Source organism: Microbispora rosea (assembly GCF_900156315.1).
Lineage (GTDB): Bacteria > Actinomycetota > Actinomycetes > Streptosporangiales > Streptosporangiaceae > Microbispora > Microbispora rosea.
This window is the reverse complement of record NZ_FTNI01000004.1, coordinates 12,609-33,151: the sequence shown is the minus strand read 5'-3', so window position 1 is coordinate 33,151 and position 20,543 is coordinate 12,609. Positions and strand designations below refer to the sequence as shown.

At 71.0% G+C, this 20,543-nt stretch carries 17 protein-coding genes and 2 tRNA genes; 15 read left to right on the top strand and 4 right to left on the bottom strand.

Annotated elements, in window-relative coordinates; translation table 11 throughout:
• The first annotated feature begins 4 nt into the window (after positions 1 to 4).
• The 10 genes from BXA11_RS07390 (at position 5) to BXA11_RS07345 (ending at position 10,507) form a co-directional block, all read left to right on the top strand.
• Positions 5 to 1,075 carry an NAD-dependent epimerase/dehydratase family protein gene (locus BXA11_RS07390; RefSeq protein WP_030507385.1) on the top strand — a complete coding sequence of 357 codons (1,071 nt, stop codon included), beginning with the start codon at positions 5 to 7 and terminating at the stop codon, positions 1,073 to 1,075.
• Between the two features lie 27 nt (positions 1,076 to 1,102).
• Complete coding sequence (locus BXA11_RS07385) at positions 1,103 to 1,528, top strand: molybdenum cofactor biosynthesis protein MoaE (RefSeq protein WP_030507384.1); 426 nt, start codon at positions 1,103 to 1,105, stop codon at positions 1,526 to 1,528.
• Positions 1,529 to 1,571: 43 nt separating this feature from the next.
• Positions 1,572 to 2,618, top strand: a complete 1,047-nt coding sequence (locus BXA11_RS07380; RefSeq protein ID WP_076433851.1) for a YlbL family protein — start codon at positions 1,572 to 1,574, stop codon at positions 2,616 to 2,618.
• A 204-nt stretch (positions 2,619 to 2,822) separates the two neighbouring features.
• Positions 2,823 to 5,783 (top strand): UPF0182 family membrane protein, encoded by a 2,961-nt coding sequence (locus tag BXA11_RS07375; protein WP_308441088.1) that lies wholly within the window; start codon positions 2,823 to 2,825, stop codon positions 5,781 to 5,783.
• Positions 5,784 to 5,880: 97 nt separating this feature from the next.
• Positions 5,881 to 5,957: transfer RNA gene (locus BXA11_RS07370), tRNA-Met, on the top strand.
• A gap of 218 nt (positions 5,958 to 6,175) precedes the next feature.
• Positions 6,176 to 6,838 carry a DUF433 domain-containing protein gene (locus tag BXA11_RS07365; protein ID WP_204053948.1) on the top strand — a complete coding sequence of 221 codons (663 nt, stop codon included), beginning with the start codon at positions 6,176 to 6,178 and terminating at the stop codon, positions 6,836 to 6,838.
• Positions 6,819 to 7,205, top strand: a complete 387-nt coding sequence (locus tag BXA11_RS07360; protein WP_076433849.1) for a hypothetical protein — start codon at positions 6,819 to 6,821, stop codon at positions 7,203 to 7,205. The genes BXA11_RS07365 and BXA11_RS07360 overlap by 20 nt, the downstream gene beginning before the upstream one ends.
• A gap of 221 nt (positions 7,206 to 7,426) precedes the next feature.
• A tRNA-Met gene (locus tag BXA11_RS07355) sits at positions 7,427 to 7,503 on the top strand.
• Positions 7,504 to 7,607: 104 nt separating this feature from the next.
• Positions 7,608 to 9,137: a PucR family transcriptional regulator gene (locus BXA11_RS07350; RefSeq protein ID WP_076433848.1), complete on the top strand. Its 1,530-nt coding sequence runs from the start codon at positions 7,608 to 7,610 to the stop codon at positions 9,135 to 9,137.
• Positions 9,138 to 9,253: 116 nt separating this feature from the next.
• Positions 9,254 to 10,507, top strand: coding sequence for an NAD(P)/FAD-dependent oxidoreductase (locus tag BXA11_RS07345; RefSeq protein WP_030507379.1), 1,254 nt, complete (start codon positions 9,254 to 9,256; stop codon positions 10,505 to 10,507).
• Positions 10,508 to 10,555: 48 nt separating this feature from the next.
• Here BXA11_RS07345 and BXA11_RS07340 read toward each other — a convergent pair whose 3' ends face one another.
• Genes BXA11_RS07340 through BXA11_RS07325 form a run of 4 tightly spaced genes read right to left on the bottom strand, consistent with a single transcriptional unit; the run spans position 10,556 to position 13,984 of the window.
• Entirely contained in the window at positions 10,556 to 11,215 is a 660-nt protein-coding gene (locus BXA11_RS07340) for a hypothetical protein (RefSeq protein ID WP_076433847.1), read from the bottom strand.
• Between the two features lie 20 nt (positions 11,216 to 11,235).
• Positions 11,236 to 12,471, bottom strand: coding sequence for a hypothetical protein (locus BXA11_RS07335; protein ID WP_076433846.1), 1,236 nt, complete (start codon positions 12,469 to 12,471; stop codon positions 11,236 to 11,238).
• A 20-nt stretch (positions 12,472 to 12,491) separates the two neighbouring features.
• Entirely contained in the window at positions 12,492 to 13,211 is a 720-nt protein-coding gene (locus BXA11_RS07330) for a hypothetical protein (RefSeq protein ID WP_076433845.1), read from the bottom strand.
• Positions 13,208 to 13,984: a hypothetical protein gene (locus BXA11_RS07325; protein WP_076433844.1), complete on the bottom strand. Its 777-nt coding sequence runs from the start codon at positions 13,982 to 13,984 to the stop codon at positions 13,208 to 13,210. Before BXA11_RS07325 ends, BXA11_RS07330 begins: the two co-directional genes overlap by 4 nt.
• Before the next feature lie 352 nt (positions 13,985 to 14,336).
• Between BXA11_RS07325 and BXA11_RS07320 the strand changes: the two genes are divergently transcribed.
• From BXA11_RS07320 to BXA11_RS07300, 5 genes are read left to right on the top strand one after another with little or no spacing between them, the layout of a single operon-like run.
• Positions 14,337 to 15,419: an S-methyl thiohydantoin desulfurase family protein gene (locus BXA11_RS07320; RefSeq protein WP_231513835.1), complete on the top strand. Its 1,083-nt coding sequence runs from the start codon at positions 14,337 to 14,339 to the stop codon at positions 15,417 to 15,419.
• Positions 15,416 to 16,978 carry a hydantoinase/oxoprolinase N-terminal domain-containing protein gene (locus BXA11_RS07315; protein ID WP_076433843.1) on the top strand — a complete coding sequence of 521 codons (1,563 nt, stop codon included), beginning with the start codon at positions 15,416 to 15,418 and terminating at the stop codon, positions 16,976 to 16,978. The genes BXA11_RS07320 and BXA11_RS07315 overlap by 4 nt, the downstream gene beginning before the upstream one ends.
• 17 nt (positions 16,979 to 16,995) lie before the next feature.
• The gene (locus BXA11_RS07310) at positions 16,996 to 18,630 is read left to right on the top strand and encodes an ABC transporter substrate-binding protein (RefSeq protein ID WP_076433842.1); all 1,635 of its coding nucleotides are present in this window, start codon (positions 16,996 to 16,998) and stop codon (positions 18,628 to 18,630) included.
• A 2-nt stretch (positions 18,631 to 18,632) separates the two neighbouring features.
• Entirely contained in the window at positions 18,633 to 19,649 is a 1,017-nt protein-coding gene (locus tag BXA11_RS07305) for an ABC transporter permease (RefSeq protein WP_076433841.1), read from the top strand.
• Positions 19,646 to 20,503, top strand: coding sequence for an ABC transporter permease (locus tag BXA11_RS07300; protein WP_030507370.1), 858 nt, complete (start codon positions 19,646 to 19,648; stop codon positions 20,501 to 20,503). The genes BXA11_RS07305 and BXA11_RS07300 overlap by 4 nt, the downstream gene beginning before the upstream one ends.
• Positions 20,504 to 20,543: the final 40 nt, after the last annotated feature.

The following is a 20,543-nucleotide window of genomic DNA, read 5'->3' as shown; positions in this document are numbered from 1 at the left end:
CCTCGTGCCTACCTCGAAACGCCTGCGTCCCCCCGTCGTCGCCGTCACCGGCGCCGCCTCCGGTCTCGGCCGGGCGTTCCTCGCGAAAGTGGCCTCGTCTGCGGATTTCCGCCGCGTGGTGGCCATCGACGAGCAGCGCGGCGACACCCCGGACGTCACCTGGCGGGTCCTCGACATTCGGGATCCGCTCTTGGCGAACCGGATCTCCGATGTGGACGTCCTGGTGCATCTCGGCACGGACGAGTCGCTCGACACCGACCCCGCCGAGCGCCGCCGCTACAACCTCCGCGCCGCCCAGACCGTGCTCACGGCCTGCGCCGCGGCCCGGGTGCGGCGGGTCGTGCTGGTGACGAGCGCGATGGTCTACGGCGCCGCCGCAGACAACCCGGTGCCCCTGCCCGAGGACGCCCCGGTCGCGGCCGAGCCCGACACCGGCCTGGTGGGCGACCACCTGGAGATCGAGGCCCTGGTGCGGCGGTCGCTGCGGGCGCACCCCGGCCTCGAGGTCACCGTGCTGCGGCCCGCCGCCCTGGTCGGGCCCGGCGTCGACACCGTCATCACCCGCCACTTCGAGGCGCCGCGGCTGCTCGTGGTGAAGGGCTGCCTGCCGCGCTGGCAGTTCTGCCACATCGAGGACCTGGTGTCCGCGCTGGAGGCCGCCGCTCTGGGCAGGGTCGGCGGGGTCGTGGCGGTCGGCTCCGAGGGCTGGCTGGAGATGGAGCAGGTCGAGGAGATCTCCGGCCTGAAGCGGTTCGAGCTGCCGGCGGGCGTGACGTTCGGCACCGCGCAGCGGCTGCACCGGCTCGGCATCACGCCGACCGCCGCGACCGACCTGCACTACGTGGTCTATCCCTGGGTGGTCGACGGCGTGGCGCTGCGGGAGGCGGGCTGGAAACCGGCCTGGACCAACGACGCCGCCCTGCGGGAACTGCTCGAACTGTGCGAGGGCAGGCACGCGGTCGTCGGCCGCCGCCTGTCGGGCAAGGAGGCCACGATCACCGCCGCGGGCGCGACCGTCGCGGTGATCGGCACGGCCGCGATCGTCCGTGCCGCTCGCCGCAAGCGCCGCACCTGATCCGCCGCAGGCACTACCCTCGGTGACGTGGACGTCATCCGATTGCTGGGCATTCGCGACACCCCGCTGTCCGTGGACGAGGTGCTGGGCGCGGTGGAGGACCACGCCGCCGGAGGCACGGCGGTCTTCGTCGGTACCGTACGCGAGCAGGACGGCGGCAGGCCGGTGACGCTCCTGTCGTACTCGGCGCACCCGTCCGCCGAGGAGCACCTGCGCAGGGTCGCGGAGAAGGTGGCGGCAGACCACCGGGTGACGGCGCTCGCGGCCGTCCACCGGGTGGGCGACCTGCGCCTCGGGGAGATCGCCGTCGTCGTGGCGGCCGCCTGCCCCCACCGCGGCGAGGCGTTCGAGGCGTGCCGCAGGCTGATCGACGACCTCAAGCACGAGGTGCCCATCTGGAAGCACCAGGTGTTCGCCGACGGGGACACCGAGTGGGTCGGCGCCTGCGACTAGTGCACCCGAATTGCCCGGAGCCCGGAACGCATAGAGTTCGTCCATGTCCCGACGCGCTCTGACCCTGCTGGTCGCGGGTTTCCTCGCGCTCGCGTTGGCCGTGATCGGCGCCATGCTGCCGGTGCCGTACGTCGTGCTGAGCCCCGGCCCCACCGAGAACACGATCGGGGACGTCAGCGGGAAACCGGTCATCGCGATCTCGGGCCACGAGACCTATCCCACCCAGGGCAGGCTGAGCCTGGTCACCGTCGCCTACCAGGGCGGGCCCGACAACCGACTCGACCTGCTCACCGCGCTGCGCGGCTGGCTCGACCCGACGGTCGCCGTGGTGCCGGAGGAGACGCTGTTCCCGAAGTCCACCTCGGCCCAGCAGGTCGAGGAGCAGAACACCCAGGAGATGACCGACTCGCAGCAGTCGGCCACCGCCGCCGCGCTGAACGCCCTCAAGATCCCGATCGAGAAGGTGGTCACGGTCGCCGAGACCGACAAGGGGGCGCCGGCCGACGGGAAGCTCAAGCCGGGCGACGAGATCACGGCCGTGGACGGCACGACGGTGGGCGAGCTCGCGTCCGTCGCGACGTCCGTGCAGAGCCGCAAGCCCGGCGAGCAGGTGACGTTCACGGTCAGGCGCGCCGGCGCCTCGGCGCAGGTGCAGGTCGGCACCGTGGCGGGCAAGGACGGCAAGGCCAAGGTCGGCGTCCAGATGCGTTCGGGCTACCGGTTCCCGTTCAAGGTCGACATCAGCGTCGGCGAGGTCGGCGGGCCGAGCGCGGGCCTGATGTTCTCGCTGGGCATCTACGACAAGCTGACGCCGGGGGCGCTCACCGGAGGCATGTCGATCGCGGGCACCGGGACGATCGACCCGGCCGGCCAGGTCGGTCCGATCGGCGGGATCGAGCAGAAGATGGTCGGCGCGCGCAAGGCCGGGGCGACGGTCTTCCTCACGCCCGCCGGCAACTGCGCCGACGCCGTCAAGGCCGTGCCCGCCGGGCTGCGCCTGGTGCGGGTCGAGACGCTGGACGGCGCCATCAAGGCGGTCGACGCCCTGCGCGATCACGCGGGCGAGGTCCCCGCCTGCCCGGCCGGTTGACCGTAAGCCGCGGGCGCGGGGCCGTGACCTGCTCGTCTTGCCCGCACGTGGCGTCGTGATAACGATCAGATCTGTTACCACGACCACGCCGGTCGCGGTGTAGGTTTCCAAGCACGGACCGTTGCCCTCTGACAATCAGGGCCCTGCCAATCTGAGACAAGGGGTTGAGCGTTGAGCTTCCGGAGCCCCGGAGCCGGACGGGCGGTGCGCTTGCCCCGACGGCCGCGCCTTCTGATACCTGTGCTGATCGCCGTCGTGGCGATCGTCGTATTACTGCTGGTCTTCTCGGGGATCTACACCGACTACCTCTGGTATGACTCGGTGCATTTCTCCTCGGTGTTCTCCACGATGCTGATCACCCAGGTGGTGCTGTTCATCGTGGGCGCCGTCCTGATGATCGCCATCGTGGGCGGCAACATGGTGCTCGCGCACCGCACCCGCCCGATGTTCGGACCGGGGATGTTCGGGGCGCCGCAGGGCGCCGACCGCTACCGCGTCGCGCTCGACCCGCACCGTCGGCTGGTCTTCCTGGTCGGCATGGGCGTCCTGGCCCTGTTCACGGGCTCGTCCACGGCGGGGCTGTGGAGGACCTGGCTGCAGTTCGTGAACCGCACGCCCTTCAACGAGAAGGACGCGCAGTTCGGCCTCGACCTGTCGTTCTTCGTGTTCACGATTCCGTTCCTGCGGATGCTGCTGAACTTCCTGTTCACGGCCGTGGTGCTGTCGATCATCGCGGCCGTGATCGTGCACTACCTGTACGGCGGGTTCCGCATCTCCTCGCCCGGCGGGGTGCACGCGACCCGGGCCGCGAGGGCGCACCTGTCGGTGCTGCTCGGCGTGTTCGTCCTGCTCAAGGCCGCGGCCTACTGGCTCGACAGGTACAGCCTGGTCTTCTCCGACCGCGGCAAGACCTTCGGCGCGTCGTACACGGACGTCCACGCGGTGCTCCCGGCCAAGGGGATCCTCGCGGTCATCTCCCTCATCTGCGCGCTGATCTTCTTCGCCGGCGTCATCCGGCCGGGCGGGATGTTCCCGGGCGTGGCGTTCGGGCTGCTCGTGCTGTCGGCGGTCCTGATCGGCACCGTGTATCCCTCGCTGGTCGAGCAGTTCCAGGTCAAGCCGAACCAGCAGAGCAAGGAGCAGGCGTACATCCAGCGCAACATCGACGCGACACGAAAAGCCTACGGAGTCGATACGGCGAAGGTCACGGAGTACAGCGCCAAGACCGACACCGACGCCTCCGTGCTGCAGACCGAGGCGTCGGCCATCCCCGGCATGCGCCTGCTCGACCCGAGCCTGCTGTCGCCGACGTTCCAGCAGAAGCAGCAGATCAAGGGCTACTACCAGTTCCCCGAGCAGCTCGACATCGACAGGTATCCGGTCGACGGCAAGCCGCGTGACACGGTGGTGGCGGTCCGCGAGATCGGCCGCCCGCCGGACGGGCAGCGCAACTGGATCAACGACCACCTGGTCTACACGCACGGTTTCGGCTTCGTCGCCGCGCCCGGCAACAAGGTGGACAGCAGCGGCCTGCCGGAGTTCAGCGAGCGCGACATCCCGCCGGTCGGCGACCTCGGCGACTACGAGCCCCGCGTCTACTTCGGCGAGAACTCGCCCGACTACTCGATCGTCGGCGGTCCCAAGACAGGCAAGAAGATCGAGCTCGACTACCCGCAGCAGGGACAGGCGGGCGACGCACAGCAGAACAAGACCGGCCAGGTCAACAGCACCTACGAGGGCAAGGGCGGCGTCTCGGTCGGGAACTTCTTCCGCCGCCTGCTCTACGCGGTGAAGTACGGCGAGACCAACCTGCTGCTGAACTCGAACATCAACGCCGAGTCCCGCATCCTCTACAACCGCGAGCCGGTGCAGCGCATCCAGCAGGTCGCGCCGTTCCTGACGCTGGACCGCGACCCGTACCCGGCCGTGGTGGGCGGGCGGATCGTGTGGATCGTGGACGCGTACACGACCTCCGACTCCTACCCCTACTCCGAGCGCAAGAGCCTGGAGTCGCTGACCACCGACGTGCAGTCGAGCCGCCTCGGCGTGCCGCAGGTGCCCAGGGACGAGATCAACTACATTCGCAACTCGGTCAAGGCGACCGTGGACGCTTACGACGGCACGGTCACCCTGTACGCCTGGGACGAGTCCGACCCGGTGCTCAAGACCTGGGAGAAGGCCTTCGGCGGGGTCGTCAAGCCGGCCTCGCAGATCAGCGGGGAGCTGCGCGCCCACCTGCGCTACCCGGCCGACCTTTTCAAGGCCCAGCGGGAGATCCTCACCTCCTACCACGTCACCGACGCCAACGCGTTCTTCGGCGGTCAGGACTTCTGGAAGGTCCCCGAGGACCCGGCGACCGGCAAGAGCAAGCAGCCGCCGTACTACGTGACGATGAAGATGCCCGGCAGCGACACCGAGCGCTTCTCGCTGACGACCACGTTCGTGCCCAACCAGCGGCAGAACATGGCGGCGTTCATGGCGGTGGACGCGACGGCCGCCACGCCGAACCCGTCACTGGAGATCCTCCAGTTGCCGAGCACGACCGCGATCCAGGGCCCGCCACAGGCGCAGAACCTGTTCGAGTCGAACACCACGGTGTCGACCGAGCTCAACCTGCTGCGCGGCGGCGGCACCGACGTGCTGTACGGCAACCTGCTCACGCTGCCGTTCGGCAACGGCCTGCTGTACGTCGAGCCGGTCTACATCCAGCCGCGCGCGGAGACCTCGGGCAAGTATCCGACCCTCCGCCGGGTGCTCGTCCTGTACGGCGAGAAGGTCGGCTTCGGCCCCACGCTCAGCAACGCGCTGGAGCAGGTGTTCGGCGGCACCGTGGCGACGCCGCCGGACCAGATACCCGACCAGACGGCGAACCAGCCGCCCGATCAGGTGAGTCCGCCGGAGAACTCGTCCGCGCTGACGTCGGCGCTCGACCGGGCCCAGCAGGCGTACGACGCTTCGCAGAAGGCGCTGTCGTCGAACCCGCCCGACTGGAAGGCGTACGGCGACGCCCAGACCTCGCTGAAGAAGGCGCTGGACGACCTGGGCAAGCTCAAGGGCGGGACGCCCGCCTCGACGGCGTCCCCCGCCCCGAGCGCGAGCGCCAGTCCGAGTGCGAGCGGGAGTCCACCGGCCGGTGCGACTCCCAGCCCGGCACCGAGCGGCTGAGACACGAGCGGCTGAGCCTTCCGGAGCCCCGCGTCCCCACGGGCGCGGGGCTCCGGTTTGCCTCCCGCGCGATGCCGGGATAGCCTTACAGAGCCGACGCGGGGTGGAGCAGCTCGGTAGCTCGCTGGGCTCATAACCCAGAGGTCGCAGGTTCAAATCCTGTCCCCGCTACCAAGAGATGTCGCGAGACATCGGAGAAACCCCCGGACCCACAGGTCCGGGGGTTTCTTTTCGTCCAGATTCGGCGGGGGGAGAGCCCGCCGTCTTGAAGGACGGCCCATTTCTCCCGGAAGGGCCGCGACATGACGATGTCGAGCGTGCGATGAAGGCCATGCAGGTTTGCGAGGCGGCCTGAGCGAATATGGCCTGGGCCTCTGGCCGGTAGGGAGAAGGTGAAGTGGTTGTCCTACAGTCCGAAGCTCGCCGCGGCGCTGTCGGGTGCCACGCTTCGCCAGCTCGCCCACTGGCGAAAGGCCGGCTCAGGTCGCGGGGCCGTGCTGGTTCCCGAGATCTCCGCCGTCCGTCCTGTCCTGTACTCCTTCCGGGACGTTATGGCGCTGCGAACCTGCGTCAAGCTGCGCAACAACGCCTCGCTGCAGAAGATCAGAAGAGCGCTGGACACGCTCCGCGATGATCTGGGAGAGCGTGACCACCTTTCGGCCAACCGCCTCGTGGCTGACGGCAGCAGCATCTATTTGGTGGAGCCCGGTCAGGCCGTCGACCTGGTTCGCAGCAAGAGGAACGTCGTCATCCACGAGATGGTGGACGTCCTGCGGCCGTTCTACCGCGACGGTCGTCATATCCCCGATCTCCTGCGCCCGCGTGATCACGTCACGGTGGATCCGGCGGTCAGAGGTGGAATCCCGGTGATCGAGGGCACGAGGGTGCCTTACGACGAGGTCACCGCGCTCCTCCGCGACGGTGTTCCCGCTGAGCGGATCCCTGCCTATTACCCGAGCGTCACCGCGACTGCCGCGATCGAGGCCGCGGATTTCGCCGACTACGTCGACAGCTACGACCCCCCCAGAGGAACGCGTGAGGCTGCTGCTGGATGAGAACGTCCCCAAGCCGCTCTACCAGGCCCTCGCCACCTTCATTCTGAATCACGAGATTGAGGGATTCCACGTGGTTGTGACCAACGATGGGCGGCAGATGCAGCGCCCGCGGGAGGTCGCGGCGATCGCAGCCTCGGGCCTGCACCGAACCGAGTATCCACACAAGCACCATGGCCTGGCGGGTATGGGGATTGCCATCGCGACAGTCGCTGCGGGTCTCCCCGGTGCCTTGGCCGTATTGCAGGAGGCGAACGGCCAGCGACTGATCGCTCTGCGCGGCATCGACCCGACGTCGAAGGCCCGATTGCATGTGATCGATCCTCTGGTGGATCCGCCGAAGTTCTGGGTCTCCTTCTCCCCGGACTGAATCTGATTCCGGCCGCTGAGCATGAGGCGACAGTGGGGGTGAAGAGCAGCTTGGGTCGTCGACGCGGATCAAGCCGAGCGCGCCGGCGACGTCGCAGGCTCGTTGGACCTTGCCGATTGCGCCTCACGTCGAACTTGCCCGTTCGGTTCGGAAGCTGGGCGGGATCCTGAGAAACGATTTGGCACTTGTCCGTGGGACGGGTAAGGTTGTGAACACAACGACGCGGGGTGGAGCAGTTCGGTAGCTCGCTGGGCTCATAACCCAGAGGTCGCAGGTTCAAATCCTGTCCCCGCTACCAAGAGTCGAAGGCCCGGCCTCCGGAAACGGAGACCGGGCCTTCGGTGTTTCACGGGTCCGGTCCGGTGCGGGCACAGCCATCAGGGCCTCGGGCGGGAGTAGCGCATGATCACGTTGGATCGCCTGGTCAACGTATTGGGCGCGTACGGCGTGCGGCTGTGCGGGCGGCCGGAGAGGCGCTCGGCGCGGCTGCGCAGCGTGGCGATGCCGGACGCCACCGACGGCCGGGTCGCCGGTGACGTGCTCCTGGCGGTGGGCGCCGGGTCGGTGACCGAGGCGGTGCGGTGGGCGGTCGCGGCGCAGGCCGCGGTGGTCCTGGTGCGGGCGGGCGCCGAGACCGCGCGCGAGGCGGCCGTGGCCGGCGAGAGCAACGACGTGGCGGTGATGCTGGTCGATCCCGCGGTCTCGTGGAGCCACCTCGTCGGAGTGGTCTACGGACTGGTGCTGGAAGGGCGCGAGACCGAGTCGGGGCGGGGGCCCACGGACCTGTTCGCGCTGGCCGACAGCCTGGCGGACGCCGTCGGGGGCGCCGTGACCATCGAGGACCCGCTCTCGCGGGTGCTCGCGTACTCCCGGTCCCAGCAGGCGGGCGACCCGGCCCGGCTGGAGACGATCCTGGTGCGGCAGGTGCCCGAGCGGCTGCGGGAGACGTTCCGGGCGCGTGGGGTGTTCGCCCGCCTGACGGCGACGGACGAGCCGATCTTCGTCGAGCCGGACCCGTCGCACGGTATGACCGGGCGGATGGCGGTGGCGGTGCGAGCGGGCCGCGAACTGCTCGGGTCGCTGTGGGTGACGTGCGGCAGCCCGCTGACCGGGACCCGGCACACCGCGCTGGCGAACGGCGCGCGCACCGTGGCGTTGCATCTGCTGCGCTCCAGGGCGAGCGCGGACCTGGAACGGCAGGTGGAGTCCGACCTGGTCGTCCGGCTGCTGGAGGGCACCGCCGACGCGGCGACCGTGGTCAGCCGGCTGGGGCTGGCGGCCCGTGAGACGCGGGTCGTCGCGGTGCGCACGCACACCTCGGAGGAGCCGCACGCCATGCTCCTGCTGGCCTTCGAGCGAGCCACCACCGGTTTCGGCTGGTCCAGGCCCGGCAGGAGCGCGCTGCTCGGCGACACGCTCTACACGGTCCTGCCCGACGCGGGGGCGCCGGCGGCACGGCAATGGGTGGCCGCCCTCGCGGCCGGGCTGCCGCCGCGCGTGCGCGTCGTGGCGGGGATCGGGGCGGCGGCCCAGGCGGCCGAGCTTCCGGCGAGCCGCCGGGAGGCGGAGGAGTGCCTGGCGCTGCACGAAAGGGACGCCTCCCGCACAGAGTCGCCGGCGTACGACGAGTCCTGGGACGACATCCTGCTCCAGCGGTTGCGCGCCGCGGCGCGCGCGGGCCGCGTCCCCGCACGGGGACCGGTGAGCGCGCTGCGCCGGCACGACGCCGTCCACGACACCCACTTCGTGGCGACGTTGCGGGCCTGGCTGGAGGCTCAGGGCGATCTCGTGGCCGCCGCCGAACGGCTCGGCGTGCACGCCAACACCGTCCGGAACCGTCTGCGCAGGATGAGCGAGGTGACCCCGCTGAACCTGGACGACCCGCGCAAGCGCCTCGCCATGGTCATCACCCTGGCGGCCGAGGACGAATAGCGGGTTGTCCGAAATCCACAACAGGAGCGCCGCGATTGTGCGGCCTCTACAACGGTGCGCGGCGCCGTACGGGCGATCCTGGCAGGGCAAACAGTCGCCTGGTGTGGAGGTGGGGCATGTCCGAGCGCGTCGACGACTGGCCGCGGTCGGTCGTCGTGGTGGGCGCGGGGATCGTGGGCCTGTCCACGGCGTGGTTCCTGCAGGAACGCGGTGTGGAGGTCACCGTGGTCGACCGCCGGGGCGTGGCGGCCGGCGCGTCCTGGGGCAACGCGGGCTGGATCGCGCCCGGCCTGGCCATCCCGCTGAACGAGCCCTCCGTGCTGCGGTACGGCCTGCGCTCGCTGCTCAACCCGGCCGCGCCGCTGCACGTGCCGGCGACCGTCGATCCGGGACTGTGGGCGTTCCTGACCCGCTTCGCCGCCAACTGCCGGTGGTCGTCGTGGACCCGGGCCGTGCGTGCCAACCTGCCACTCAACGACGAGTGCATCGAGGCGTACGAGGTGCTCGCCGCCAACGGCGTGGCCGCCCCCGTGGAGGACGCGCCGATCACCGCCGGGTTCCGGACGCCGCGCGAGGCCCAGGGCCTGCTCCGCGAGTTGCGCAGGATGGCCGAGGCCGGGCAGCCGGTCGACCACACCGCGCTGGACGGGCGGCGGCTGGCCGAGGCCGTGCCGCTCGCCTCGGAGGCGCTGACCGCGGGCGTGCGGATCGACGGGCAGCGCTACGTCGACCCCGGCCGCTTCGTCCACGCGCTGGGCGAAGCCGTGGTGGCCCGGGGCGCCACGGTCGAGAAGCACGAGGTCGCCGACGTGCGCACCGACGCCGGGAAGGTCGTCGTCGTGGGCCGGGACGGCGCCAACCTGTCCGCGGACGCGGCGGTGCTGGCCACCGGTGCCTGGCTGTCGCGGCTCGCGGGCCGCCGGGGCGTACGCGTGCCCGTGCGGGCCGGCCGCGGCTACTCGTTCACCGTGCCGGTGGACCACCCCGTGCCCGGCCCGATCTACCTGCCGGACGTGCGGGTGGCGTGCACGCCCTACCAGGGCGGGCTGCGCGTCGCGGGCACGATGGAGTTCCGCGACCCGGACGCTCCGGCCGTCGAGGCCCGGCTGCGGGCGATCATCGCCTCGGCCCGTCCCCTGCTGCGGGGCGTGCGCTGGGAGGAACGCACCGACGTCTGGGTCGGCCCCCGGCCGGTCACGCCGGACGGGCGGCCGCTGATCGGCGCGACCGACGCCCCGGGGATCTACGTGGCCGGCGGGCACGGCATGTGGGGCCTGGCGCACGGCCCGGCCACCGGACGGCTTCTCGCCGAGCAGATCACCACGGGCAAGCAGCCCGACGCCCTCCGGGAGTTCGACCCGCTGCGCTGACCGCCGTACCCGGCCGCCGTACCGGGTCCGCAGGAGGCGGGACGCGGCTCAGGCGGGAGGTGTGCCGCGCATCGGGCGATAGCGGCTGACCGTGCCGCTCGCCTGGGCCATGTCGGAGGCGGTCAGGGCGAGCCGCAGGACGTCGTAACCGGGCGTGCCCTCCAGGAGCAGCTCGCCGCCGTCCAGGTCCCGGCACACCGGGCCGCCTCCGTCCGGCGGTAGGGACATGGCGAACGACATGCCGTCCGGCTCGGCCTCCAGGCCGAAGACGCAGGCGCCGTTGCCGAGGTCGATCATCAGCTGCCCGGTGCGCGTGTATCCGGGCGTGACCGGCTTCACGTACAGGGTGACCTCGCGGCTTCCCACCTCCCCGTAGTCGACCCGGCCCTGCCACCTGCCGCTGAGCGAGGGGCCGGCGAGCTTGTGCGTCGAGATCGCGACCGTGCTCGTCAGGTAGACGACCACGAGGCCCGCAAGCCCGCTTGCCACCGCGCCGGTCACGTGCCACAGCCGCAGGCCGTCGGCCTGCCTCTCAAGCAGCAGGCACCCGGCGAACAGCACGGCGCCGATGACGATCAGCTCGAACCTCGTGCCCGCGTCGGTGGGGTCGATCGACACGGCGTTCATGACGGTGATGGGCCTGGCGAACACCCCGGCCAGGATCATGGCGAGCCCCAGGCCCGCCGCGAGGACTCGAACCTTGTCCACGTGTGTCGCTCCGCTGGGGATCAGAGGGCCGGGGTCTTCAGCCACTGGCTGGCCGACTCGGTGAAGGCGGGGTTGCGCATCGTCTCCGCGACCGCCTGGAGGTAGAGCGCGCTGCACACCTCGAACGTGCTGGCGCGGGCGGCGATCCTCGCCTCCCAGCGCTGCGCGTGCCGCTCCTTGAGCGTCGTCTCCAGCCCGACCAGATGCTGGTTCTTGTCGCGCTCGCCCACGGCTCGGTCGAGCGACTTCTCCAGCTTCGCGCGCACGCGCTGGACGTCGGCGAGCTTGGCGGCGTACGGGTTCTCCGCGAGGTAGCCGAAGGAGAACGTGACGACCCCGCTGAGCAGGAGCAGGGCGGTGAACAGCAGAGTCACGGTGGTGTGCCCGAGCCCCAGGCCCTCGATCGCCGACGCCGCCTTCTCCAGCGTCACCGAGTCGACGGTGGGGGCGAACAGGACGTCGGTCCGCAGGGAGGCCAGCAGGACGACACCGGTGACCCAGGCGAGGGCGACGAGGGCGGTGGTCACCAGGAGCACCGACCGCCGGCCCTCCACGCACAGCCGTCTCGTCCAGCCGCCGGCCAGGTGCGGGGCCACCATCATCGCGCCGACCGTGCCCAGGACGAATGCCCAGGTCATCTCCCGGCTCTCGCCGAAGGAGAGGAAGGTGGCGTACTGGATGGGCAGTTCCACACCGGCGAACAGGGCGATCACGAGGGCGCGGGCGGCCGCGCCGGCACGCCGCCTGCCGACGCTGCGGGTGGCCTCGGCCCATCGGCCCGCCCCGGTTCCGCCCTCCTCGGGCGCGCCGTCCAGCATCCTCTCGAGTCGCTCTTCCGCCTCCCGCACCGTGGCCAGTCGTTCCTGGGTCCGCCGCGCGCGTTCCTCGTACAGCTTGAGGTCCTGCTTGGCCGCCGCGATGCGCTGGTCGAGCCGGTGGGCGTCCCTGAGCTTGCGCACCTCCTCGTCGGCGACGACCTGCCTGCATCGCGCGTCCAGCATCATCAGGTAGGGCGGGCGGCTCCCTGTCGCCAGGCTCCACTCGTCGTACATGCCGGAGGAGCCGTCGCGGGAGCCGTGCCGCCGCGCCTCGTCGCGCAGCCGCCGCAGCTCCTTCTCGGGAACCGGTACGGCCGGCACGGGCCCGCCGTAAGGGTCCTGCTCCATCTCCAGTTCGAGGTCGAGCGCCTCGTTGCGCCCGCCGCCGAGGTACGGCTGTATCCGCCACCACCGGGCGCGCCGCTGGTTGGATCCCATGTGATGTCTCCTGTCGGGTCTCAGAGGTAGGCGGGCGGCAGAGAGCCGGATTCACGGAACAGCAGCTCCCAGAAGTCCCGGAACTGCTGCTGCCGCACATGGTCTGACTTCACCCCGACGCCGAAACCGAGGATCTGGATCTCGGCGCCTTCCAGACGGGGCATGCGGTCCGACAGGCTCGAAATGATTGACTTTCGCGCTTCTTCGGTGGATATGTCCGCCGTATAAAGGTTCAGTTCCGGCGCGCGCTGTGCCATGTCGCTGATGAGAAGAATTCGCGGTGGGGGCTCCAGCCCGCGCGTTTTCTGCGCGATGTCGAGAAGGGCGCCGACGACATCGGAGCCGTTGCGGGTCGAGCGCTCGGCGCGGGCGCAGGAGACGAGGTCGTTCAGCGTCTTGACCGCGAACGCCCGCCTGGCGAGGCTGATCCGCTCGGCGGTCTTCGGGTTGTCGTTGGGGTTGTCCTCCGCGGTCGGGGTCAGCGGGATCGGGGCGCGCCGGCAGTCGGACTGCTGCACCGAACCGGTGATGACGGTGATGGCGACCGTGTCGCAGCCGGTGAGGAACCGGGGCACGGTGTCGTGGATCTTCTTCGGCACGTCGGTGTTCTCGGCGAACGACGTCGCGTCGGCGGCGATGCCGCAGAATCGGTGCCCCGAGGGGCCGGAGCAGGCGGTCGCGGCGGTCGCCGCCAGGCACAGCGCGGCGGCCGCGGCGAGGGCCCGCCCGGCGGCGATCATGCCCGGCCTCCCTCTCCCGCCAGGCCGCCGAGGTGGCGCAGCGCCTCGTTCACGACGTCCGCGACCCCCGTGGGCAGCAGGCTGACGATGTCCTTCGACAGCACCGCTCGCTCCTCGGCCTCGTGCTGAGCGATCGGCGCCGGGTTCCACGCCGGGACCGGTGCGGTGCCGCCCTGTCTTCTGGCACGTTCCAAATACGCGGCGTCGAGCGCCTGCCGGTAGTGGGCCGCCACCTCGTTGGCCCAGCTGGTGATCTGGGCCATGTCCGTGCGCATCTGCCGTACGGCGGCCTCGAAGGCGGACACGGCCGCGGAGAGCGCCTGGCGGGCGTCCGCGAGCTCGCGGCCGGCGGCCTGCCTGCGCTCGTGCCGCCGCCGGGCCTGCCGGGCGGTCTGCACGTCGGCGTAGGAGAGGGGATAGGAGGCGGGCCCGCCGTCCGGGGCGGGGGCGGGTCCGTCCTGCGCCAGCCGCCGGGTCAGGTCGATCACCGCGCCGGCCGCCCGGAGCATGGCGCCCCGGTCGCGCTCGGCGCCGCGGACGAAGCCTCGCATCACGCGGGTGCGGCGGCGCTCGGCCCGCGCCGCGAGCGTCCGCATGAATTCGGTCGTCCGGACCCCGTCCCACTGAGCCCCGTCCCGCTGAGCCCCGCCCGACTGAGCGGTGCCGCCGGCGGGGCCGATGGCGATGTCGTACGGAATGCCGAGCCGGCCGTCGCGGCGGCCGGTTCTGGCCGCCCAGAATAGTTCGAGGGCGCGCCAGATAAGGGTCGGCATCCCTGAATGCCCATTTTTAGCCATATTTGCCGATCCTTCCCGGCTTATGTTCGGTAAGGCAGCTTCCTAGATGAACATCACTGTTCGTATTGGAGGCTCCTTACGTTCGTTTTGCTGTGTGCCGGTAGAACGTACCGCATGAGGGTGGTGGTTCCCGGGATGTCAAAGTTCCAAAATGAACAACATTTCCGGATTCCTTCGCCGGGGATATGCCCTCTAAAGGAATAAAGCGTTGATTGTCGCATTGATGGGGGCTTTTGCCTGGTCATCGTGTGTCGGGCACCTTGTCGTGGCACGACAACAAATCGGCAGTTGATGTCGTAGGGCGACATTGAGGCCGGACCGTCCGGTGGTGAAGGCTCCCCGCATGCAGGCCCGCATCACACTGGAGGACGTCGCCGCGCTGGCCCGTGGCTGCGCCGTGCTCGGCACCGGCGGCGGCGGGGACGTCCGGCCGGGCGCCATCGCCGCCCGGCGCGCCATACGCGAGCACGGCGAGGTGCCGCTGGTCACCCTGGACGAACTGCCCGATGACGCCCTCGTGCTGCCGTTGTCCGGTATCGGCGCCCCGACCGTCAGCAACGAGATGGTCCACGGCACGGACGAGCCGGTCAGGATCGCCGAGGAGATCGAGCGCATCTTCGGCCGGCCGCCCGCCGCGGTCATGTCCTCGGAGATCGGCGGCGGCAACGGCGTCGCCCCGGTGGCCTGGGCGGCCAGGCTCGGGTTGCCGCTGCTCGACGCCGACGCGATGGGCCGGGCCTTCCCCGAGGTCCAGATGGTCTCGATGTACGTGGCCGGCATCCCGGCCAACCTCGTGGTCATGACCGACGTCGTCGGCAACGTCGTGACGATCCGGCCGATCGACGGCCTGTGGTCGGAGCAGATCGCGCGGGCCGTCTGCGTGGCGGCGGGGTCGAGCGCCCTGATGGCCGATTACGTGCTGACCGCGCGCGAGTGCGCGGGCGCGGTGATCGAGGGCACGGTGAGCCGGGCCATCGCCGTCGGCCGGGCGACCGAGGGCGCCGCCGACCCGCTGGCCACCCTGACCGCGGAGCTCGGCGCCGTACGGCTCATCTCCGGCAAGCTGGCGGACCTGGAGCGCAGGACCACCGGCGGGTTCGCCCGGGGCACGGCGACGATCGAGGGCACCGGCGACGACCGGGGCAGGACGCTGACCCTGGAGATCCAGAACGAGAACCTCGTCGCCGTCGAGGACGGCCGGGTCAGGGCGATGGTCCCCGACCTGATCACGGTGGTCGACAGCCAGACGGCGACGGCGATCCAGACCGAGGGGCTGCGGTACGGCCAGCGGGTGACCGTGCTGGCCTGGCCCTGCGACCCCCTGTGGCGTACGCCGAAGGGCCTGGAGACGGCGGGCCCGCGCGCGTTCGGCTACGACATGGACTACCTGCCGGTGGAGAAGATCGCATGAGTGGGATGCTGCGGGTCGGCATCGACGTGGGTGGCACCAACACCGACGCCGTGGTGCTGGACGACGACGACCGGGTCCTCGCCACAGCAAAGCGGCCCACCAGCCCCGACGTGACCGGGGGCCTGCGCGCGGTGCTCGACGCGGTCCTCGCCGAGCTGCCCGAGCCGGGCATGGAAAAGCGCGTGAAGCGGGTGATGCTCGGCACCACCCACGCGACCAACGCCATCCTGGAGCGGCGCGCCCTCGGCAGGGTGGCCGTGCTGCGGCTCGGCGCCCCGGCGACCACGTCCGTGCCGCCGCTCAGCGAGTGGCCCGACGACCTGCGCGACACGGTCGCGGCCGGAACCGCGATCGTGCGCGGCGGGCACTTCGTCGACGGACGCGAGATCGCGCCGCTCGACGTGGACGCGGTCAGGAAGTTCGTGGCCACGACGCCCGCCGACGCGATCGCCGTCGCCGGCGTGTTCAGCCCCGCCGGCGCCGACCAGGAGAACCGGGTCGCCGAGATCGTCCGCGCCGAGGTCGGCGACGTGCCGGTGAGCCTCAGCCACGAGATCGGCTCGCTCGGCCTGCTGGAGCGCGAGAACGCGACCGTGCTCAACGCCGCCCTGTACGGCGTGGCCCGCGACGTCACCGCCGCGCTGCGCGAGGCACTGACGGCGAGGGGCCTGGAGGTCGAGACGTTCTTCGCGCAGAACGACGGCACGTTGATGGCCGTCGACTACGCGGCTCGCTACCCGGTGCTGACCATCGGTTCCGGTCCGGCCAACTCGCTGCGCGGCGCGGCGTACCTGTCGGGCGTGGCGGACGCGATCGTGGCCGACGTCGGCGGCACCTCGACCGACCTCGGCGTGCTCGTGGGCGGCTTCCCCCGGGAGTCGGCCGCGGCGGTCGAGATCGGCGGGGTCACGACCAACTTCCGGATGCCCGACATCCTGTCCATCGCGCTCGGCGGCGGCACGATCGTCGGGGCTGAGCCGCGCTCGGTGGGCTACCGCATCGGCACGGAGGCACTCGTCTTCGGCGGCTCCACGCCGACCATGACCGACGCCGCGGTGGCGGCCGGGCGGGGAACGGTCGGCACCCGGCCCGTTCCCGAGGAGTGGCGCGAGCGGCTGGCCCTGGCCGTGCGTGCGGCCGACGAGGCCGTCGCGGACGCGGTGGACCGGGTCGCGCTCGGTCGTTCGCGTTCCGGGCGGGCCGAACGGCCGCTTGTGGCGGTCGGCGGCGGCGCGTTCCTGCTGGCCGACGAGGTGCCGGGCGCCCGCGAGGTGATCCGCCCCGCGCACGCGGAGGTGGCCAACGCGGTGGGCGCGGCCATCGCCCTCGCCAGCGGCAGGATCGAAACGATCGTGCCCGCTTCTGGTGGTGGGAGCTCCAGGGCTAGATTGATCGACAACGCCAAGGAGGAGGCGGCCGCACGGGCCGTCGCCGCCGGGGCCGACCCCGCAACCGTTCAGATCGTCGAGCTCAGCGAGATTCCTCTCAGCTACCTTCCTGAGCCCGCGGTGCGCCTGCACGTCAAGGCCGCCGGCCCCCTCGCCCGGCAGGCCGGATAGGAAAGGAACTCCCTCACATGCGCTGGCACATGCGTCTTCTCGCCGCGGGGGCCGTGGCCGCCGTGACCGTCACCGCCGCGGCCTGCTCGGGCGGGCAGGTTCGCGGCGCCGCCGACTCCTCCCCGGAGCCCGGCTCCTCGGCGGGCTCGGCCGCAGGCACGGCCGACAGCACGTTCGTGTACGTCCCCAACCTGGACGTCGTCACCGACTGGGACCCCGCGAGCTCGTATTCCAACGAGAACATCGCGATGGAGAACATCTACGAGTCGCTGACCCGCTACAACCCGCAGACGAAGAAGGCGGAGCCGCGGCTGGCCGCCTCGTGGACCTCCTCGCCGGACGGCAAGAAGTGGACGTTCACGCTGCGCGAGGGCGCGAAGTTCCACACCGGCAAGCCGGTGGACGCCGCGGCGGCCAAGGCCGCGATCGAGCGCACGATGAAGGAGGGGCAGGGCGCGGCCTACATCTGGGGTGCGGTCAAGAAGATCGACGCCAAGGACGCCACGACGCTCGAGTTCACGCTCAAGTACCCCGCGCCGCTCGACCTGATCGCCTCGGCCGGCTACGCGTCGTACGTCTACGACACCACGGCCGCCTCCGGCGACCTGAAGAAGTGGTTCGGCGAGGGACACGACGCGGGCTCCGGGCCGTACACGATCGACAGCTGGCAGAAGGGCAAGGAGACCGAGCTCACGCTCAAGGCGTTCGACGACTACTGGGGCGGCTGGGACGGCCAGCACTACAAGAAGATCGCCTACCGGGTCACGCCGGAGCTGACCACCGCCTGGCAGCTGCTGCAGCGTGGTGAGGTGTCGTTCGTCCAGCGGCTCAACGCGCAGTTGTTCGCCCAGGCGGGGAGCACGGACACGGTGCAGACCTCGCAGACGCCGTCGTTCCAGAACCTGCTCGTGCTGTTCAACACGGCCGACGGCCCGCTCAAGGACGTGAAGCTGCGCCAGGCCCTGCAGAAGGCGATCGACTACGACGGCCTCGTGGCGGCGATGAAGGGCGCGGGCGTGGCCGCCAGCGGCCTGGTTCCCGAGGGCCTGCTCGGCAACATCCCCGGCATGACCCCCAAGCAGGACCTCCCGGGCGCCGAGGCGCTGCTCAAGGAGGCCGGGTACGGCCCCGGCGGCAAGCCGCTCGACCTCACGCTGACCTACGCCCAGGGCGACGCCGACCAGGAGTTGCTGGTCACGCTGCTCTCCTCGGCGCTGGACAAGCTGAACGTGAAGCTGTCGGCCAAGCCGCTGCAGTGGACCACGCAGTGGGACCAGGGCAAGGCGAAGGACCCGTCGAAGCGCCAGGACATCTTCGTCATGTACTGGTTCCCCGACTACGCCGACGCCTACTCGTGGTTCGTCAACGTCTTCCACGGCGAGAAGGACGTGCAGTTCAACCTCTCCTACCTGAAGGACGCGGCGATCGACAAGGAGATCGACGAGCTGCCCGCGCTCACGGCGACCGACAAGGACGCCGCCGAGAAGGCGTACTCCGACCTCCAGAACAAGATCATCAATGAGCAGGCGGCGGTGGCCGTGCCGTACGTGCAGAACTACCAGCGGGCCTTCGCCAAGTCGGTGCAGGGATACGTGGACAACCCGGCCTATCCCAACGTGGTGTTCGTCTACGACCTGAAGCCCGGCGCCTGATCATGCCGAGGTATCTGATCCGCCGGCTCGGCCAGGCCTTCCTGGTCGTGGCCGGCGTGATCGTCCTCACGTTCGCCATCATGCGCCTGGTGCCCGGCGACCCCGCCGTGGCGTACGCCGGGCCGAAGGCGACGGCGGCCGAGCTCGCCGCGGCCCGGCAGCGGTTCGGCCTGGACGACCCGCTGCCGGTGCAGTTGTGGAACTACGTGCGCGACCTGCTCGGCGGCGACTGGGGGACGAGCCTGCACACCCGGCAGCCCGTGCGCGACGACCTCTTCCAGGCGTTCCCCGCCTCCCTGGAGCTCGTGGGCGCGGCGCTGATCATCGCGCTGGTCGTGGGGATCCCGCTGGGGATCGCCGCGGCCCGCTACAAGGGCCGGCTGCCCGACCTGTCGGTGCGGCTGTCGTCGATGCTGGCCGTGTCGGTGCCGGTGTTCTGGCTGGCGCTGGCCCTGCAGACGGTCTTCGCCAGCGGGCTCGGCTGGTTCCCCGTCGCGGGGGAGTACGACGCGTCGCTCGACCGGACCAGCCCCCTGCACCTTTACACCAACATCACGGCCGTGGACGCGCTGATCACCGGCAACTGGCCGATCCTCATGAGCACGCTGGCACACCTCGTGCTGCCCGCCCTGGTGATCGCGGCGTATCCGGCCGGGGTGGTGGCCCAGATGACCAGGGCCGCCCTCATCGAGGAGTCGTCGCGCGACCACGCCCGGCTGGAGCGCGCGCTCGGCTTCGGCGAGACCGCCGTGCTCACCCGGTTCGCCCTGCGGCCCGCGCTGAACCCGGTGCTGTCGCTCATCGCGCTCGTCTTCGCGTACTCGATCGTGAACGGCTTCCTCGTGGAGGCCGTGTTCAACTGGCCGGGCCTCGGACGGTACGCCGCCGACTCGATCCGCTCGCTCGACACTCCCGCCATCGCCGGGGTCACCCTGCTGGTCGCCGTGCTGTACGTCGTCGCCAACCTCGCCGTGGACCTCCTCCAGGGCGTGGTCGACCCGAGGGTGAGGGCGCGATGACCGCTCCGGCCCTGACCACGTTCCGCCGTACGCCGCTGCGGCACCTGGCGGGGGTGGACCGCCTCGCGGTGGCGGGGGGCGTGCTACTGGGCGTCGTCGTGCTGGCGGCGCTGCTCGCGCCGTGGATCGCCCCCTACCCGGACGACGGCGGCTCGGCCACGCATCCCCTGGAGTCGCTGCTGCCGCCGAGCGGCGCCCACTGGTTCGGCACCGACCAGGTCGGCCGCGACGTGCTCAGCCGGGTCCTGTTCGGCGCCCGCACCTCGCTGCTGATCGCCGTCGCGGTGCTGGCGATCTCCGGGGTGGTCGGCGTCGGCCTGGGAGTGGTCGCCGGGTACGCCGGCGGCTGGGCCCGCGACGTGATCATGCGGGTCACCGACGTCTTCCTCGCCTTCCCCGCACTGCTGCTGTCGCTGGCGCTCGCCGTGGTGCTCCAGCCGAGCGTGACCACCGTGATCGTCGCGATCGCGGTCACCTGGTGGCCGTGGTACGCCCGGCTCACGGCGTCGGTCGCCGCGTCCGTGGCCACGCGCGGGTTCGTCGACTCCGCGCGGTGCCTGGGCGTGCCCGCACCGCTCATCGTGCTGCGGCACGTGCTGCCGAACTCGCTCACGCCGGTGCTGGTGCAGCTGTCGCTGGACGGCGGCGGGGTCATCCTCACCGCCGCCGCGCTGTCGTACCTCGGGCTGGGCGCCCACGAGCCGACCTCGGAGTGGGGGCTGATGGTCCAGCAGGGCCAGTCGCTGTTCACCACCGACTGGTGGGTGGTGACCTTCCCCGGCCTCGCCATCCTGGTCACCGCGTTCTCGTTCAACGTGCTCGGCGAGGGACTGAGGGCGAGGCTGTCGCGATGAGCGAGCGTAGCGAGCGAATCAATAAACACAGCGTCTGGCG

Excerpts from the sequence above, each read along its gene's own strand:
- BXA11_RS07380 (WP_076433851.1), top strand. The coding sequence starts at position 1,572 with ATGTCCCGACGCGCTCTGACCCTGCTGGTCGCGGGTTTCCTCGCGCTC.
- BXA11_RS07350 (WP_076433848.1), top strand. The coding sequence starts at position 7,608 with ATGATCACGTTGGATCGCCTGGTCAACGTATTGGGCGCGTACGGCGTG.
- BXA11_RS07345 (WP_030507379.1), top strand. The coding sequence starts at position 9,254 with ATGTCCGAGCGCGTCGACGACTGGCCGCGGTCGGTCGTCGTGGTGGGC.
- BXA11_RS07335 (WP_076433846.1), bottom strand. The coding sequence starts at position 12,471 with ATGGGATCCAACCAGCGGCGCGCCCGGTGGTGGCGGATACAGCCGTAC.
- BXA11_RS07330 (WP_076433845.1), bottom strand. The coding sequence starts at position 13,211 with ATGATCGCCGCCGGGCGGGCCCTCGCCGCGGCCGCCGCGCTGTGCCTG.
- BXA11_RS07325 (WP_076433844.1), bottom strand. The coding sequence starts at position 13,984 with ATGCCGACCCTTATCTGGCGCGCCCTCGAACTATTCTGGGCGGCCAGA.
- BXA11_RS07315 (WP_076433843.1), top strand. The coding sequence starts at position 15,416 with ATGAGTGGGATGCTGCGGGTCGGCATCGACGTGGGTGGCACCAACACC.
- BXA11_RS07310 (WP_076433842.1), top strand. The coding sequence starts at position 16,996 with ATGCGCTGGCACATGCGTCTTCTCGCCGCGGGGGCCGTGGCCGCCGTG.
- BXA11_RS07305 (WP_076433841.1), top strand. The coding sequence starts at position 18,633 with ATGCCGAGGTATCTGATCCGCCGGCTCGGCCAGGCCTTCCTGGTCGTG.
- BXA11_RS07300 (WP_030507370.1), top strand. The coding sequence starts at position 19,646 with ATGACCGCTCCGGCCCTGACCACGTTCCGCCGTACGCCGCTGCGGCAC.